At 72.9% G+C, this 13,617-nt stretch carries 15 protein-coding genes; 10 read left to right on the top strand and 5 right to left on the bottom strand.

The features are described from left to right. Window positions 1-36: 36 nt before the first annotated feature. The gene (locus GA0070614_RS16910; protein WP_088979474.1) at window positions 37-2,106 is read right to left on the bottom strand and encodes a carboxypeptidase-like regulatory domain-containing protein; all 2,070 of its coding nucleotides are present in this window, start codon (window positions 2,104-2,106) and stop codon (window positions 37-39) included. Between the two features lie 154 nt (window positions 2,107-2,260). Here GA0070614_RS16910 and GA0070614_RS16915 point away from each other — a divergent pair, with 154 nt between their 5' ends. The 5 genes from GA0070614_RS16915 (at window position 2,261) to amcA (ending at window position 6,970) form a co-directional block, all read left to right on the top strand. Beyond that, the gene (locus tag GA0070614_RS16915; protein WP_088976871.1) at window positions 2,261-2,614 is read left to right on the top strand and encodes a sterol carrier family protein; all 354 of its coding nucleotides are present in this window, start codon (window positions 2,261-2,263) and stop codon (window positions 2,612-2,614) included. Between the two features lie 159 nt (window positions 2,615-2,773). Beyond that, a complete protein-coding gene (gene purF / locus GA0070614_RS16920) occupies window positions 2,774-4,315 on the top strand; it encodes an amidophosphoribosyltransferase (RefSeq protein ID WP_088979475.1) in 1,542 nt (513 codons plus the stop codon). A gap of 61 nt (window positions 4,316-4,376) precedes the next feature. After that, window positions 4,377-5,531: a phosphoribosylformylglycinamidine cyclo-ligase gene (purM, locus tag GA0070614_RS16925; protein WP_088976872.1), complete on the top strand. Its 1,155-nt coding sequence runs from the start codon at window positions 4,377-4,379 to the stop codon at window positions 5,529-5,531. Window positions 5,532-5,661: 130 nt separating this feature from the next. Further along, complete coding sequence (gene amcB, locus GA0070614_RS16930) at window positions 5,662-6,765, top strand: cyclophane-forming radical SAM peptide maturase AmcB (RefSeq protein ID WP_331715113.1); 1,104 nt, start codon at window positions 5,662-5,664, stop codon at window positions 6,763-6,765. Then, the gene (amcA, locus tag GA0070614_RS16935; RefSeq protein WP_088976874.1) at window positions 6,734-6,970 is read left to right on the top strand and encodes a multiple cyclophane-containing RiPP AmcA; all 237 of its coding nucleotides are present in this window, start codon (window positions 6,734-6,736) and stop codon (window positions 6,968-6,970) included. The genes amcB and amcA overlap by 32 nt, the downstream gene beginning before the upstream one ends. A 147-nt stretch (window positions 6,971-7,117) precedes the next feature. On the opposite strand, the gene GA0070614_RS16940 is transcribed toward amcA, so the two are convergent. After that, the gene (locus tag GA0070614_RS16940) at window positions 7,118-7,333 is read right to left on the bottom strand and encodes a DUF3073 domain-containing protein (protein ID WP_088976875.1); all 216 of its coding nucleotides are present in this window, start codon (window positions 7,331-7,333) and stop codon (window positions 7,118-7,120) included. 289 nt (window positions 7,334-7,622) lie between these two features. Then, window positions 7,623-8,705 carry a Glu/Leu/Phe/Val family dehydrogenase gene (locus tag GA0070614_RS16945; RefSeq protein ID WP_088976876.1) on the bottom strand — a complete coding sequence of 361 codons (1,083 nt, stop codon included), beginning with the start codon at window positions 8,703-8,705 and terminating at the stop codon, window positions 7,623-7,625. A gap of 174 nt (window positions 8,706-8,879) precedes the next feature. Between GA0070614_RS16945 and GA0070614_RS16950 the strand changes: the two genes are divergently transcribed. Both GA0070614_RS16950 and GA0070614_RS16955 read left to right on the top strand, forming a co-directional pair. After that, entirely contained in the window at window positions 8,880-9,719 is an 840-nt protein-coding gene (locus GA0070614_RS16950) for a hypothetical protein (RefSeq protein WP_088976877.1), read from the top strand. A gap of 241 nt (window positions 9,720-9,960) precedes the next feature. Continuing rightward, the gene (locus GA0070614_RS16955; RefSeq protein WP_007073996.1) at window positions 9,961-10,170 is read left to right on the top strand and encodes a BldC family transcriptional regulator; all 210 of its coding nucleotides are present in this window, start codon (window positions 9,961-9,963) and stop codon (window positions 10,168-10,170) included. Window positions 10,171-10,270: 100 nt separating this feature from the next. On the opposite strand, the gene GA0070614_RS16960 is transcribed toward GA0070614_RS16955, so the two are convergent. After that, window positions 10,271-10,651: a PPOX class F420-dependent oxidoreductase gene (locus GA0070614_RS16960; RefSeq protein WP_088976878.1), complete on the bottom strand. Its 381-nt coding sequence runs from the start codon at window positions 10,649-10,651 to the stop codon at window positions 10,271-10,273. A gap of 54 nt (window positions 10,652-10,705) precedes the next feature. Between GA0070614_RS16960 and GA0070614_RS16965 the strand changes: the two genes are divergently transcribed. Continuing rightward, window positions 10,706-11,485: a class I SAM-dependent methyltransferase gene (locus GA0070614_RS16965; protein WP_088979476.1), complete on the top strand. Its 780-nt coding sequence runs from the start codon at window positions 10,706-10,708 to the stop codon at window positions 11,483-11,485. A gap of 28 nt (window positions 11,486-11,513) precedes the next feature. Here the strand turns inward: GA0070614_RS16965 and GA0070614_RS16970 are convergent, their stop codons facing one another. Further along, window positions 11,514-11,804 (bottom strand): hypothetical protein, encoded by a 291-nt coding sequence (locus GA0070614_RS16970; RefSeq protein WP_088976879.1) that lies wholly within the window; start codon window positions 11,802-11,804, stop codon window positions 11,514-11,516. A gap of 160 nt (window positions 11,805-11,964) precedes the next feature. Here GA0070614_RS16970 and GA0070614_RS16975 point away from each other — a divergent pair, with 160 nt between their 5' ends. Together GA0070614_RS16975 and GA0070614_RS16980 are read left to right on the top strand one after the other, a co-directional pair. After that, window positions 11,965-12,855: a 3-hydroxyacyl-CoA dehydrogenase family protein gene (locus GA0070614_RS16975; protein WP_088976880.1), complete on the top strand. Its 891-nt coding sequence runs from the start codon at window positions 11,965-11,967 to the stop codon at window positions 12,853-12,855. Beyond that, window positions 12,852-13,595, top strand: a complete 744-nt coding sequence (locus GA0070614_RS16980) for an enoyl-CoA hydratase/isomerase family protein (protein WP_088976881.1) — start codon at window positions 12,852-12,854, stop codon at window positions 13,593-13,595. Before GA0070614_RS16975 ends, GA0070614_RS16980 begins: the two co-directional genes overlap by 4 nt. Window positions 13,596-13,617: the final 22 nt, after the last annotated feature.

Below are 13,617 nucleotides of genomic sequence, written 5' to 3' on the forward strand. Positions count from 1 at the left end.
GGATCCCGGGCGGCCCTTCGACGGTGTGTCCTCGGGTCAGTCGTCCAGCCAGTCGAGGCGGCGACCGCCCCGGTCCTGCGCCGGGGGCACGTCCGGCCGGGCCCGGCCCGCGGGGGCCTGGTCGCCGTAGTAGCCGCCGCCCTGCTGCTGGTCGTACCCGGCCGCGTCGTACCCGCCGCCACGCTGCTGCGGGGGCTGCTGGTCGTACCCGGCCTGCTGCTGGTCGTACCCGCCCTGGTGGCCGGGGTAGCCGCCCTGCTGGTCGTACCCGGCCTGGCCGGGGTAGCCGCCCTGCTGGTCGTACCCGCCGCGCTGGTCGTACCCGTTGTCGTAGCCCTGTTGCGGGCCGGCGTCGTAGCCGCCGCCCGGCGCGCCGTACCCGTTGCCGCCCCGGTAGCCGCCGGTCGGCTCCTGACCGTAGCCCGGCTCGGGCTGGGCGTAGCTCTGCTCCGGCTGGTAGGTGCTGGTCGGGTACGGGTCGGCCGGCGGGGTGTAGTTGCCGGTGGACTCGCCGGTGTAGCGGCCGGTCGGCTCGTCGTACCGCTCGCCGTAGCCGCCGCCCTGCTCCGGCCCGGCGTAGCCGGGACCGCCAGCCGGGGCGCCGTAGTCGTTGCCGTAGCCGCCAGCGGCCGGGGCGTTGCCGTAGCCGGCGCCGGAGGCGGGCGCGTTGCCGTAGCCGCCGGCAGCGGCGCCGGCGGCGCCGTAACCGGGCTCGGTGCCGTAACCGCCGCCCGAGGCGGGGGCGTTGCCGTAGCCGGCGCCGGCGCCGGCGCCGGCGCCGGAGGCGGGGGCGCTGCCGTAGCCGCCACCGGAGGACGGCGCGTTGCCGTAGCCGCCCGGCTGGCCGTACCCGCCCTGGGCGGGCTCGTCGCCGTAGCCGCTGCCGGCCCAGCCGCCCGCTGCGGCGCCCGCGCCGTACGGCTGCGGCGGAGCCCCGTACGGGTCCGGCGGGACGTCGTCGACGATCGGGCGGTGCATCATCGTCGGCGCGTCGCTCAGCGAGGTGCCGCCGACCATCGTCGGGTCCGGCCCGGCGCCGACCCGGTTGACCACGCGGGTCTGGTCGTCGGCCCCGCGCAGCCCGCCCCGGGCGCCCGCGGCCGCGCCCGCCGCCGCCCCGACCGGGGCGGCGCCGTCGCCGTCCTCGTCGTCGGCGTTCTTGCGACGCATCCAGAGCAGCACGATCGTGCCGACGCCGGCCGCCACGAGCAGGCCGCCGAGCAGAATGACCAGGAACGAGCCCATCCCGCCGCCGTCGTCGTTCGAGGCGGCCTGGGGCTGAGCCGGGGTGGCCTCGGCGCTGGTGTCGGTGGCGTCCTCGGTCACCTCCTCGGTCGGCACCGCCTCGACGGAGGTCGACGGGGTGGCGCTCGGGGAGACCTCGACCTTGATCGGCAGGGTGATCCGCTGGCCGGTCAGGCTCTGCCCGGCGCTCGCGTTGATCACCTTGGTGTTGACCGCGTCGGTGCCCTTGCTGGCGCCCAGGTCGATCCGGCCGGGGGCGATGGGCTGCGAGGAGGAGCCGGTGAACCGCCAGTTGCCGCTGCCGTCGCTGGTGGTCTGGTACTGGTGACCCTGGGAGTCGCGCAGCATCACCACGGCGTTGGGGACGGCGTCGCCGTTGGCGGCCACGACGACCTTGCCGGAGATCGACTTGACGGTCTGGGTCTCCGGCGGCCTGGTGGTGGGGGCCGCCTTGGCCTTGACGGTCACGGAGAGTGGCGCGGTGGCCGGGTCCGACTGGTCGGGTTGGACCTGCACGGTGGCGGAGTTGTTGCCGTCCGGCGCATTGTCGTTCGCCCTGAGGGTCAGCAGGACCCGCTTCGGGGTGCCGGGCGGGCCGTTGAAGTTGACCGTCCCGCAGCCGTTGCAGCTCACCCCCGAGGGCAGCCCGGTGACGCCGACCTGTGCGCTCTTGTCCTCGATGCTGGGGGTGATCGTCACGCTGACGGTGGTGTCGCTACCGGCGTTGATCGTCACCGAGCTGGGCGAGACGTTGACGTTCGCGGCGAGGGCCGGTGTGGCGGGGACGGTGAGCAGGGCGCCGGTAACCAGCGCTACGACCACACCGGCCCGCTGGCTCCAGGCACGTCGGTGTGTTGACACGTCCACCGCCTTCCGGTCTGACTTCCCCGGCCGGGTTTGAACCAGGGATCATCACGGTACGAATACGCCGTCGGCAACTATGCCTTGTCTGACCGGATCGGCGCGACCCAGGGCCAGCGTCGACGCCGGCGGCATCGAGTCGTATCGTCCCGTCGTGTCCTCTCCGCACATTAAGTCCGCCGCGGTCGCGGCGGCGCTGACGGCGCTCGACGAGGGGCGTGTCCCCGAACGGCCGGTGTACCGGGAGGCGGTCCGTGCCTTGTTGGCCGCCTTGGCGGATCGCGCCCCCGGCCGATCGGTGGAGGTGCGTGTCCCACCTTACGGTGCAGTTCAGTGTCTTCCGGGTCCCCGACACACCCGCGGCACCCCGCCGAACGTGGTGGAGATGGATCCGCCGACCTGGTTGGCGCTGGCCACCGGACGGCTCTCCTGGGCCGACGCGGTCACCGACGGTCGCGTACAGGTGAGTGGAAACCGGGCGGATCTCTCCGCCCATCTGCCCCTCTAGCTGCGACGACCGGCGTGGCCTCGTGACGGTCTGGAGGCAAATCGTGACTATCTGTATCGACTTCGATTCGCGTACACTGTCAGGCGACGACAGTGGTCCCGGCCGGTGGCGTGGTCGACACACCCCAGGCCAGTCCAGACCAGCATGAGGGAGCGGCAGGTGCCCCGAGGCGACGGCCGGCTGAGCCACGACCTTGATCCCCAACGACCCGGCCCCCAGGACGCGTGTGGCGTCTTCGGTGTCTGGGCGCCCGGTGAAGAGGTCGCCAACCTGACCTACTTCGGTCTCTACGCGCTCCAGCACCGGGGCCAGGAGGCCGCCGGCATCGCGGTGAGCGACGGCTCCGGGGTGGTGGTCTACAAGGACCTGGGCCTGGTGGCCCAGGTGTTCGACGAGCCCACGCTGGCGAGCCTGCGCGGCCACCTCGCGATCGGCCACACCCGTTACTCGACCACCGGCGCGTCGAACTGGGAGAACGCCCAGCCGACCATCCGGTCCACCAGCTCCGGCACGACCATCGCCCTGGCCCACAACGGCAACCTGGTCAACACCGCCGCGCTGGAGAAGGAGGTGGCCGAGCGGGGGCTGGTCGCCGACGGCGCCACCAACGACACCTCGCTGGTGACCATGCTGCTGGCCAGCCGCCCCGACCTGTCGGTGGAGGGTGCCGCGCTGGAGGTGCTGCCGCAGCTCAAGGGCGCGTTCAGCTTCGTCTTCATGGACGAGTCGACGCTCTACGCGGCCCGTGACCCGCACGGGGTGCGGCCGCTGGTGCTCGGCCGGCTGGAGCGCGGCTGGGTGGTCGCCAGCGAGACCGCCGCGCTGGACATCGTGGGCGCGAGCGTGGTCCGCGAGGTCGAGCCGGGCGAGTTGATCGCGATCGACGAGGACGGCCTGCGGTCCACCCGGTTCGCCGTGCCGGAGCCGAAGGGCTGCCTCTTCGAGTACGTGTACATCGCCCGCCCGGACGCCACCATCGCCGGGCGCAACGTGCACGCCGCCCGGGTGCAGATCGGCCGTCAACTGGCCAAGGAGCACCCGGTCGAGGCCGACCTGGTGATCCCGGTGCCGGAGTCGGGCACCCCGGCCGCGATCGGCTACGCCGAGGCGTCCGGCATCACGTACGGCGCGGGCCTGATGAAGAACCCGTACGTCGGGCGGACCTTCATCCAGCCCTCGCAGACGCTGCGCCAGCTCGGCATCCGGCTGAAGCTCAACCCGCTGCGGCAGAACGTCCGGGGCAAGCGGCTGGTGGTGGTCGACGACTCGATCGTGCGCGGCAACACCCAGCGGGCCATCGTGCGGATGCTGCGTGAGGCGGGCGCGCTGGAGGTGCACGTGCGGATCTCCTCCCCGCCGGTCACCTGGCCGTGTTTCTACGGCATCGATTTCGCCACCCGGGCCGAGTTGCTGGCCAACGGGTTGGACAACGAGGGCATCCGGCGCTCGATCGGCGCGGACACCCTCGGCTACGTATCGCTCCCCGGTCTCATCGCCGCGACCGAGCAGCCCAAGACCCGGCTCTGCCGCGCCTGCTTCGACGGGGAGTATCCGATCGAGCTGCCGGCCGGGAACCTGATCGGCAAGCACGTGCTCGAAGGAGTGGGACGTCGGGTCGCCCAGGAGGCGCCGGACACCCCGGAGCACACCGCCACACCGCTCGTCGCCACTCCGGGCGGCGCGACCGTCCACCGCCCGTAGCACCACCCGGCGTCCGCGGGGCACCCCCGGTACGACGCCGAGAACCACAAAGGGGAGAACCGTGACGCACGTGTCCGAGCGCAGCGGCGCAGCAAGCAGCCCGACCGGCGCCGGCGACGACCGCCAGCCCTGGACGGCCGGCACCGGCCGTACGACGCGCAGACGCTCGGTCTCGTACGCGGACGCCGGGGTGTCGATCGAGGCGGGCGACCGCGCGGTCGAGCTGCTCAAGTCCAAGGTGAAGCAGACCCGGCGCCCGGAGGTCATGGGCGACCTGGGCGGCTTCGCCGGCCTGTTCCGGCTGGACACGAAGAAGTACAAGAACCCGATCCTGGCCTCCTCCACCGACGGTGTGGGCACCAAGCTGGTGATCGCGCAGCAGATGGACATCCACGACACGGTCGGCATCGACCTGGTCGCGATGGTCGTCGACGACCTGGTGGCCTGCGGCGCCGAGCCGTTGTTCCTGCTGGACTACATCGCCACCGGCGAGGTCGTCCCGGACCGGGTGGCCGAGATCGGCGCGGGCATCGCCGACGGCTGCCGGTACGCCGGCTGCGCCCTGCTCGGTGGCGAGACCGCCGAGCACCCGGGCGTGCTGCGCCCCGACGAGTACGACATCTCCGCCACCGGTGTCGGCGTGGTGGAGGAGAGCGAGATCCTCAGCCCGGAGCGGGTCGAGGTCGGTGACGTGGTGATCGCCATGCGCTCGTCCGGCCTGCACTCCAACGGCTACTCGCTGGTGCGGCACGTGCTGCTGGGCGCCGGCCGGATGCGGCTGGACGTGGTGATCGAGGACTTCGGCCGGCAGCGCACCCTCGGCGAGGAGCTGCTCACCCCGACCAAGATCTACGCGCAGGACTGCCTCAAGCTGATCGCCGAGGCGGAGGTGCGGTCCATCGCCCACGTCACCGGCGGTGGCATCCCGGGCAACCTGGTGCGGATCCTGCCGGAGCACGTCGACGCGGTGGTCAACCGCTCCACCTGGAAGCCGCAGCCGATCTTCGACCTGATCCAGTCCAAGGGGCGGATCGAGGACCCGGAGATGGAGTCGACCTTCAACATGGGCGTCGGCATGTTCGCGATCGTCTCGGCGGAGGACGCCGACCGCGCGCTGGCCACCCTGGCCGGCCGTGGCGTGGACGCCTGGCAGGCCGGCGAGATCATCGAGGGCACCGGCAACGTGCAGATGATCGGCCAGCACACTCGGGGATGATCACGCTCCGCTGATCATCCGAGCACCTGATCAGGGCTTCACCCGAGTAGCCATCGCCGCCTAGCCTGAAGGGCACTTCAGGCACGGGGGAGGAGGGCCGATGGCTGCTCGGGCACAGCCGGTGACGGGGATGCGCGGCATCGCGGCCGTCCCCTCGTACGTGGTGATGCAGCCGACGACGCTCTGCAACCTGGACTGCGCCTACTGCTACCTGCCGTTCCGCGCGGCGGACCGGCGGATGCCGGTGGCGGTGGCGGAGGCGGTGGCCGCCTCGGTCGAGGCGTGGGCGGCGTCGGGGCGGTTCTCGGTGGTGTGGCACGGCGGGGAGCCGCTGGCCGCCGGGCGGGAGCACCTGGCCGCGCTGATGGCCCCGTTCGGGTCGGGGGTGGAGCACCACGTCCAGACCAACGCCACGCTGATCGACGACGCCTGGTGCGCGTTCTTCGTCGAGCACGGGGTGCGGGTCAGCGTGAGCGTGGACGGGCCCCGGGAGCGCAACGGCGACCGGGTGACCCGGGGCGGGGCGCCGGCGTACGACCGGATCGTGCGCGGCGTCGAGGCGCTGCGCCGGCACGGCCTGCCCTTCTCGGCGTTGGCGGTGGTCGGCCGGCCCGGCCCGGGGCTCGCCACCGAGCTGTACGACTACTTCCTCGACCTCGGGTGCGACGTGCTCGGCGTCAACATCGAGGAGACCGAGGGGGTCAACACCCGGGGCAACGCGCACGACGTGGCGGCGGTGACCGCCTTCTGGGCCGAGCTGGTGGCGGCCTGGCGTCGGGCGCCGAGGATCCACCTGCGCGAGGTGGAGTGGTCGCTGCGGTACGCCGCGGCGGTGCTCGACGGCACCGCCGACGACCTGCTGCCCCGGCAGCTGGACCCGATCCCGACGGTCGGTCACGACGGTTCGGTGGTGGTGCTCTCCCCGGAGCTGGCCGGTTTCTCCGATCCCCGGTACGGCGACTTCAGCAGCGGCAACGTCCTGGTCACCCCGCTGGGCGAGATCCTGGCCGGCGCGGCGGACACCCCGTGGGTCGGCGAGTTCCTGGCCGGGGTCGAGGCGTGCCGGTCGTCGTGTGCGTACTTCGGCTTCTGCGGCGGCGGCCACGCGGCCAACCGCTACTTCGAGCAGGGCCGGTTCGACGGTACGGAGACCGAGCACTGCCGCAACAGCAAGATCCGCCTACTGGAGGGAGTGTTGGAGCATGCCCGAGACCACGAGTCACCGGCGGCCTGAGCGCGTCGGGGGTGGCGTCCCGGATCCGGTCGTCGACCGGGTGCGTCAGGCGGCCACCGGGTTGACCGCCCTGCTCCGGGAGGCCGAGGCCGCGCGGCGGTCACGGGCGGAGGTGTCGGGCCCGGAGGGCTCCGGCGCGGTCTGCGCCTGGAACCACTTCGAGAACATCCCGACCTTCTACAACTGGAACAACCGGCCGCGCTGAAGCGCCGGACACGCCGAGATCAGGGACCCTGTCGGCCAGCCGGATCAACCGGCACGGCGGGGTCCCCGATCGTCGGTCGTGTCACCGCTGGGGATGGCACATGCGTGAGCACGCGGGAGGCGCCGCGTGCTCAGATGTGACCGGAGGTCAGCGGGTCGGAGGAACCCAGGTGTCCGGGTCGTCGTCCGCGTGATCCTCATCATCGTCGTCGACATACTCTTTGTAGTCGTCGTCGAAGTTGTGCTCAGACTTACCAGCACCCGCCAGTTCGCGCTGCAAGGCGGTGAGGTCGGTGTTCGGGGAGTGGTACTTCAACTCCCGGGCCACCTTCGTCTGCTTGGCCTTAGCACGGCCGCGCCCCATGGCTCGACCCCCTCGCACAGAATGCGGGGCAGCCCGAAGGCGGGCCCCGATGACGTCAGGCATCTCTCGTGGCTCTTACGGTACATGGGGATGCCACCGTTCGGCACCTCGGGTTACCGTCTGCCGGCCCTGCGCGTCGCAGTCATCCGGACGTCACCGAGTGTACCCGGTAAGGAGCGACGGCGGTAACCGGTCGTGACACCGGGCAGAAGGCCACGAACCGGCCGAATCCATCGTACCCGCGGGGTGTCCCGGGATGCGGACGGCTCCGCACCCCGGGACGGCGTCCTCAGCGCAGGTGGATCGTGCGCAACCGGCCCACATCGGCCATCCGGCGCTCGGCGAGCCGGTCGGCCGCCACCGCCGGCGGCACGCCCTCGTCGTCGGCGAGGCGGAGGATCTCCCGGGTGGTGTCGTAGATCTTCGTGGCCCGCAGCTTGGCCCGGTCGAAGTTGAAGCCCTCGATCTCGTCCGCGACCTGGATCACACCGCCGGCGTTCACCACGTAGTCGGGGGCGTAGAGGATGCCCCGGTCGGCCAGCAGCTTCTCGATGCCCGAGTGGGCGAGCTGGTTGTTCGCCGCCCCGGCGACCACCTTGGCGCGCAGCGCCGGCACGGTGTCGTCGTTCAGGGCGCCGCCCAGCGCGCACGGGGCGTACACGTCGATGTCGGCGGCGACCAGCGCCGAGGCGTCGTCGACCAGCTCGACCTGCGGGTGGGTGGTGCGGGCCCACTCCAGGGCCTTCGGGTTGACGTCGGTCGCCACGACCTCGGCGCCGTCGTCGAGCAGGTGCTTGGTGAGGTACTTGCCGACCTTGCCCAGGCCGGCCACGCCGACCCGCTTGCCGGCCAGCGTCGGCGCGCCCCAGACGTGCTCGGCGGCGGCCCGCATGCCCTGGAACACGCCCCAGGCGGTGAGGATCGAGGAGTCGCCGGCGCCGCCGTGCTCCACGCTGCGGCCGGTGACGTAGCGCGTCTCCCGGGCGATCACGTCCATGTCGGCGACGTAGGTGCCGACGTCGCAGGCGGTGTAGTAGCGGCCGGCCAGCGACTCGACGAAGCGGCCGTACGCGCGCAGCAGCGCCTCGCTCTTGATCTGCTCCGGGTCACCCCAGATGACCGCCTTGCCGCCGCCCAGGTCCAGGCCGGCCAGCGCGTTCTTGTACGCCATGCCCCGGGACAGGTCGAGCACGTCGGCCAGCGCGGCCTCCTCGCTGGCGTACGGGTAGAACCGGGTGCCGCCGAGCGCGGGGCCCAGCGCGGTCGAGTAGATGCCGATGATGGCCTTGAGGCCGGTCTGCTTGTCCTGGCAGAAGACGACCTGTTCGTGTCCGGTCGATCCCGGGTCGTCGGTGCTGGCGAATACGCCCATGGCTGACTCCTGTGTCGGTGTGCGTCCTTGTGGGACGCGGACCTGGTGGCGCACCGGCGGGATGCTGCCGGTGCTGCTGAGCCTAATATCGGTCGTCGCCGGACTGTCGTCCACGTCACGCCCGGGCCCGGGCGCCGACGGCGGTCGGGCCCGGATTCGTGGGAGGATCGCGCCGTGCCGTCGCTCTTCGCTTCTTACCTGCGCGTGTACGAGCCGCTGACCGCCTTCGACCGGGACCGCCAGGCGTACTGGCGGCGCTACGTGCGGGAGGGGCGCGCGGTGGCGCCGCTGGAGGGTCCCGGACGGCAGCGCACCTCGGTGATCGAGGCGCTCGGCGCGGGCTGGACCCGGCTGCCCGACCTGCCGGACGAGGCGTACGTGCTGGAGGCCGACGACACGCTGCTGGTCTGCCCGTGGAACCTGCGGATCCGGGTCGCCGAGGCGGCGCTGAGCGCCCGCGACGGCGTCCCCTCGGTGATCGCCGACGCGTTCGTGCCGCCGGTGCTGGCCGGTCAGGCCAAGGCGGTGGTGGACGACTGGCGCAGCGGGGCCCGGGTGCTGGAGCACGGCGTGCCCCGGCTGCACGAGCAGACGGCCACCTGGGGCGTGCCGCTGCGCTGGTTCGTGCTCTTCGAGCCGTCGGAGCGGGATCTGGTCACCCACCCGGGCCGGCGGGCGCTGCGCTACCGCACCGAGATCTCGAAGGCCCGCCGCCGGTCGTCGCGGGCCCTGTCGGTGCTGCGCAAGTCGGTCGGCGAGGCCCCGATCACCGAGGCGGTCGAGGAGGCCGCCCGCTGGCTGGAGGAGTTCCACCCGCGCTCGGTGGTGGAACTGGACTACGGCGGGCTGGTGCAGCTCCTCTCCGACGAGACACTCACCGCGGACGACTCGACGGAGCTGGTCGCCACCGGGCTGGCCGGGCTCTCCCGGGGCGAGGCCGAGGAGGCGTCGGCGGCGTACGACCGGCTGGTGGCCCGCTGGCGTGCGGTCCAGCTGCTGGAGCGGTGCAACTGAGCACGAATCGCCCACGGAGGCGAGCCGTCCTCGTAGTCGGCGCATCACGAACCGTGATCATGAGTCCGAATAAGGTACTTTCTGACGTGTAAAAGTCAGATAAATCGGGCATGGTTCATCCGTCCGTCTAGGGACCTTCGGCCGTTCGGCCCATGTCGGACATCGGGGACTAGCCGGACCATGGGAGACGCGTCGGCCGGCGGGACCCCGGCCGATGTCTATACATGTGGAGGAGTGACCGATGGCATCGCGAACGCACGAACCAGAGCCGCTACTCACACCGGCCGAGGTGGCGTCGATGTTCCGTGTCGACCCGAAGACGGTGACCCGGTGGGCCAAGGCGGGGAAGCTCAGCGCGATCCGGACTCTGGGTGGCCACCGTCGGTACCGCGAGTCGGAGGTTCGGGCCCTGCTTCAGGGGCAGATCCCCCAGCAACGCCAGGGAGACTGACCGACCGGCACCGCACGACAGCTTTCCGGTCTCAGGGGCGGGCGGACGTCGCGACAGCGACGATCCACCGCCCCTGAGCCGTGTCCGGGGCCCCGCGCCCTCACTCCTGGACGCTGACCCGGATCCCGATCGTGCCCGCCTCGCCCCGGCGCAGCCGGCTGCCGAGCAGGCTCAGCCGGCCGATCAGCCGGTACTTCCGCTTGATCAGGTCACGCACCCGGCGGCTCTCCTCCGGGCCGCAGAGCACCGCGTGCCCCGGCACCGCCGAGCCGCGCGGCCGGCCGCGCACGTCGCACGGGGCCAGGGTCACCGCGCCGTCGCGCCGGATCCGCTTCACCTTGCCGGAGTCGGCCGCCGTCCACACCGCGAGCGCGTCACCGTCCCGCACCGCCCAGACCGGCGTCGACACGGCCCGGCCGTCCTTGCGGAACGTCGTCAGCAGGACGTACTTCTCCGCCGCCAGGCGGTCCAACTCGGTCACGAGGCCCAGGATACGACCGCGACAGCCCGCACCCCGGCGGTTAGCGTGGGCGGCGTGACCGCAGAACCCAGGATCGGCGACGTGTTCGGCGAGATGCTGCGCGACGCGTACGCGGTGCACACCGGGATCGGCCCCCGGCCACTGGCGGGCGGACGGCTGCCCCGCCCGGTCATCGAGATCATCGAGCGGGACGACGGACTGGTCAACGGCGCCCCCGCCGCCCACTACCTGGACGGCCCCGAGCACTGGCAGCCGTACGACCACCGGGCCGTGGACCGGGCCCGGGGCGCGACGCTGGACATCGGCACCGGGGGCGGCCGGATCGCGCTGGCGCTCCAGGAGCGGGGCGTACCGGTGACCGGGCTGGACACCTCGCTCGGCGCGCTGCGGGTCTGCCGGCACCGGGGCGTACGCGACCTCGTCCCCGGCACCGTCGACGCACACGTCGCCGACGGCCGCCGGTACGACACGTTCCTGCTGCTCGGCAACAACCTCGGCCTGATCGAGGGGCGGGAGCGGGCCCCCGTCCTCCTCGCCGCGCTGGCCGCCATGGCCCGACCCGGGGCGCAGGTCATCGCGCACGGCACCGACCCGTACGGCACCACCGACCCGCTGCACACCGGCTACCACGAGCGCAACCGGCGGCGCGGCCGGCTCGGCGGCCAGCTCCGGCTGCGGCTGCGCTACCGGGAGCTGGGCACCGACTGGTTCGACTACCTCGTCTGCTCCGCCACCGAACTCGCGGAGCTGGTCCACGGCTCGCCGTGGGAACTGGCCGACGTGGACGACCGGGACGCCCCGTACTACCTGGCCACCCTGCGGCTCGCGGGCTGACCGGCCGGCCGGGGCTCCCCGGCCGGGCTCACACCTGGACGGTCGGGGTGTGCTGCTCGGGCGGCAGCCCGCCGTCACCGTCGACCACCTCGTCCGGGGTGCCGTCCTCGTCGATGTCGACCATGGTGATGTCCACCTTGCCGTCACCGTCGGTGTCGAACTGGAACAGGTCGGCCTTGCCGTCGCCGTCGGTGTCGACCACCCACACGTCGGTCTTCCCGTCGTTGTTGGTGTCGGCGCGGAGCAGATCCACGCGGTCGTCGCCGCGCGTCTCCACGGTCTCCGTGCCCTCGGTGCCGTCCACGGGTGCCTGGCTCATGTCGACTCGTCCTTCCCTTGACGTTGCCGGCCGTCTGTACCCGATCCGGCGATCCCCCACGCATACCGCCGTCACCGGTGCTGCATAGGGTCGCACGCAGGAGCGCACGGCACGGCGCGGCGGAGACCCCGTGCGTCGCCGCGCGCAGCGAGGGAGCGTCATGAGTGGTCGTTTTGTCGTCGTCGGGGCCGGCACGATGGGCCTCGGGATCGCGTACGTCGCCGCCGGTGCCGGCTACGCCGTTGAACTCGTCGAGGTCGACCGGGACCGGGCGGAGGCCGCCGCCGCACGCCTCGGCGAGCTGTGGGACCGGGCCGTGGCACGCGGGAAGCTCGACGCCGGGCAGGCCGCCGCGAACCGGGACCGGCTGACCCTGCGGGCGGCGCCGGCGGAGGTCGCGCCGGAGCCCGACGTGGTCGTCGAGGCGGTGCCGGAGCGGGTGGACCTCAAGCGCGCCGTGCTGGCCGAGGCCGAGGCCCTGCGCCCGGCGCTGCTGGGCAGCAACACCTCCAGCATCCCGATCGCCGAGCTGGCCGAGGGGCTGGCCCGGCCGGAGCGCTTCCTCGGGCTGCACTTCTTCAACCCGGTCTGGGCGATGGCCCTGCTGGAGGTCGTGGTCGGCCCGGCCACCGCCGTGGCCACCACGGACGCGGCCGTCGCGCTCGCCGGCCGGCTGGGCAAGGACCCCGTCGTGGTACGCGACATGCCCGGCTTCGCCACCTCCCGGCTCGGGGTCACCCTCGGCCTGGAGGCGATCCGGATGGTCGCCGACGGGGTGGCCGCCCCCGCCGACATCGACAAGGCGATGGTGCTCGGCTACCGGCACCCGGTCGGCCCGCTGGAACTCACCGACCTGGTCGGGCTCGACGTCCGGCTCGACATCGCGCGCACCCTGCAGGCCGCGTACGGGGACCGGTTCGCCCCGCCGCCGCTGCTGGTCGAGATGGTGGCCGCCGGGAAGCTGGGCAAGAAGTCCGGCCAGGGCTTCTACACCTGGGTGGACGGCCGCCGGGCCGCCGGGCCGGCTGCCGGGGAAGGGGCGCGGGCATGAGCGGGCTGCGGATCGAGGAACTGCCCGACCGGCTGGTGGTGACGCTGGACCGGCCGGAGAAACGCAACGCCATCGACGCCGACCTGATCGCCGAGCTGCACGCGGTCTGCGCCGAACTGGAGGCCCGCCCCCGGCTGCTGCTGCTCACCGGCGGGGCGGAGGGCATCTTCGCCGGCGGTGCGGACATCGGCCAGCTCCGGGAGCGGGGGCGACTGGACGCCCTCGCCGCGATCAACCAGGCCGCCTTCGCCCGGATCCGGGCGCTGCCCATGCCGAGCGTGGCCGCCGTGGACGGGCCGGCGCTGGGCGGCGGCGCCGAGCTGGCGTACGCGTGCGATCTGCGGGTCTGCACGGCGCGGGCGGTCTTCGGCCAGCCGGAGGTGCGGTTGGGCATCCTGGCCGGCGCGGGCGCCACCCACCGGCTGCCGGCCCTCGTCGGCGAGGCCCGGGCCAAGGAGCTGCTCTTCACCGGCCGCCGGGTGGACGCCGAGGAGGCGCTGCGGATCGGCCTGGTGAACCGGGTGGTGGCCGAGCCGGCGGAGCTGCTGCCCACCGCGCACGAGCTGATCGACGAGATGGCGAAGGGCTCGGCGCTGGCGCTGCGGCTGACCAAGCTGGCCGTGGACGCGCCGCCGGCCGCGCACCCGCACCTCGACCTGGTCAGTCAGGCGGTGCTCTTCGAGGACGAGGAGAAGCGGCGGCGGATGACCGAGTTCCTGGAGCGGCGGCGCTCCCGCTGACCCCCGTACGCCGCGACGGCCG

The organism is Micromonospora coxensis (genome assembly GCF_900090295.1).
GTDB lineage: Bacteria > Actinomycetota > Actinomycetes > Mycobacteriales > Micromonosporaceae > Micromonospora > Micromonospora coxensis.

Excerpts from the sequence above, each read along its gene's own strand:
- amcB (WP_331715113.1), top strand. The coding sequence starts at position 5,662 with ATGCGCGGCATCGCGGCCGTCCCCTCGTACGTGGTGATGCAGCCGACG.
- amcA (WP_088976874.1), top strand. The coding sequence starts at position 6,734 with ATGCCCGAGACCACGAGTCACCGGCGGCCTGAGCGCGTCGGGGGTGGC.
- GA0070614_RS16940 (WP_088976875.1), bottom strand. The coding sequence starts at position 7,333 with ATGGGGCGCGGCCGTGCTAAGGCCAAGCAGACGAAGGTGGCCCGGGAG.
- GA0070614_RS16945 (WP_088976876.1), bottom strand. The coding sequence starts at position 8,705 with ATGGGCGTATTCGCCAGCACCGACGACCCGGGATCGACCGGACACGAA.
- GA0070614_RS16955 (WP_007073996.1), top strand. The coding sequence starts at position 9,961 with ATGGCATCGCGAACGCACGAACCAGAGCCGCTACTCACACCGGCCGAG.
- GA0070614_RS16970 (WP_088976879.1), bottom strand. The coding sequence starts at position 11,804 with ATGAGCCAGGCACCCGTGGACGGCACCGAGGGCACGGAGACCGTGGAG.
- GA0070614_RS16975 (WP_088976880.1), top strand. The coding sequence starts at position 11,965 with ATGAGTGGTCGTTTTGTCGTCGTCGGGGCCGGCACGATGGGCCTCGGG.
- GA0070614_RS16980 (WP_088976881.1), top strand. The coding sequence starts at position 12,852 with ATGAGCGGGCTGCGGATCGAGGAACTGCCCGACCGGCTGGTGGTGACG.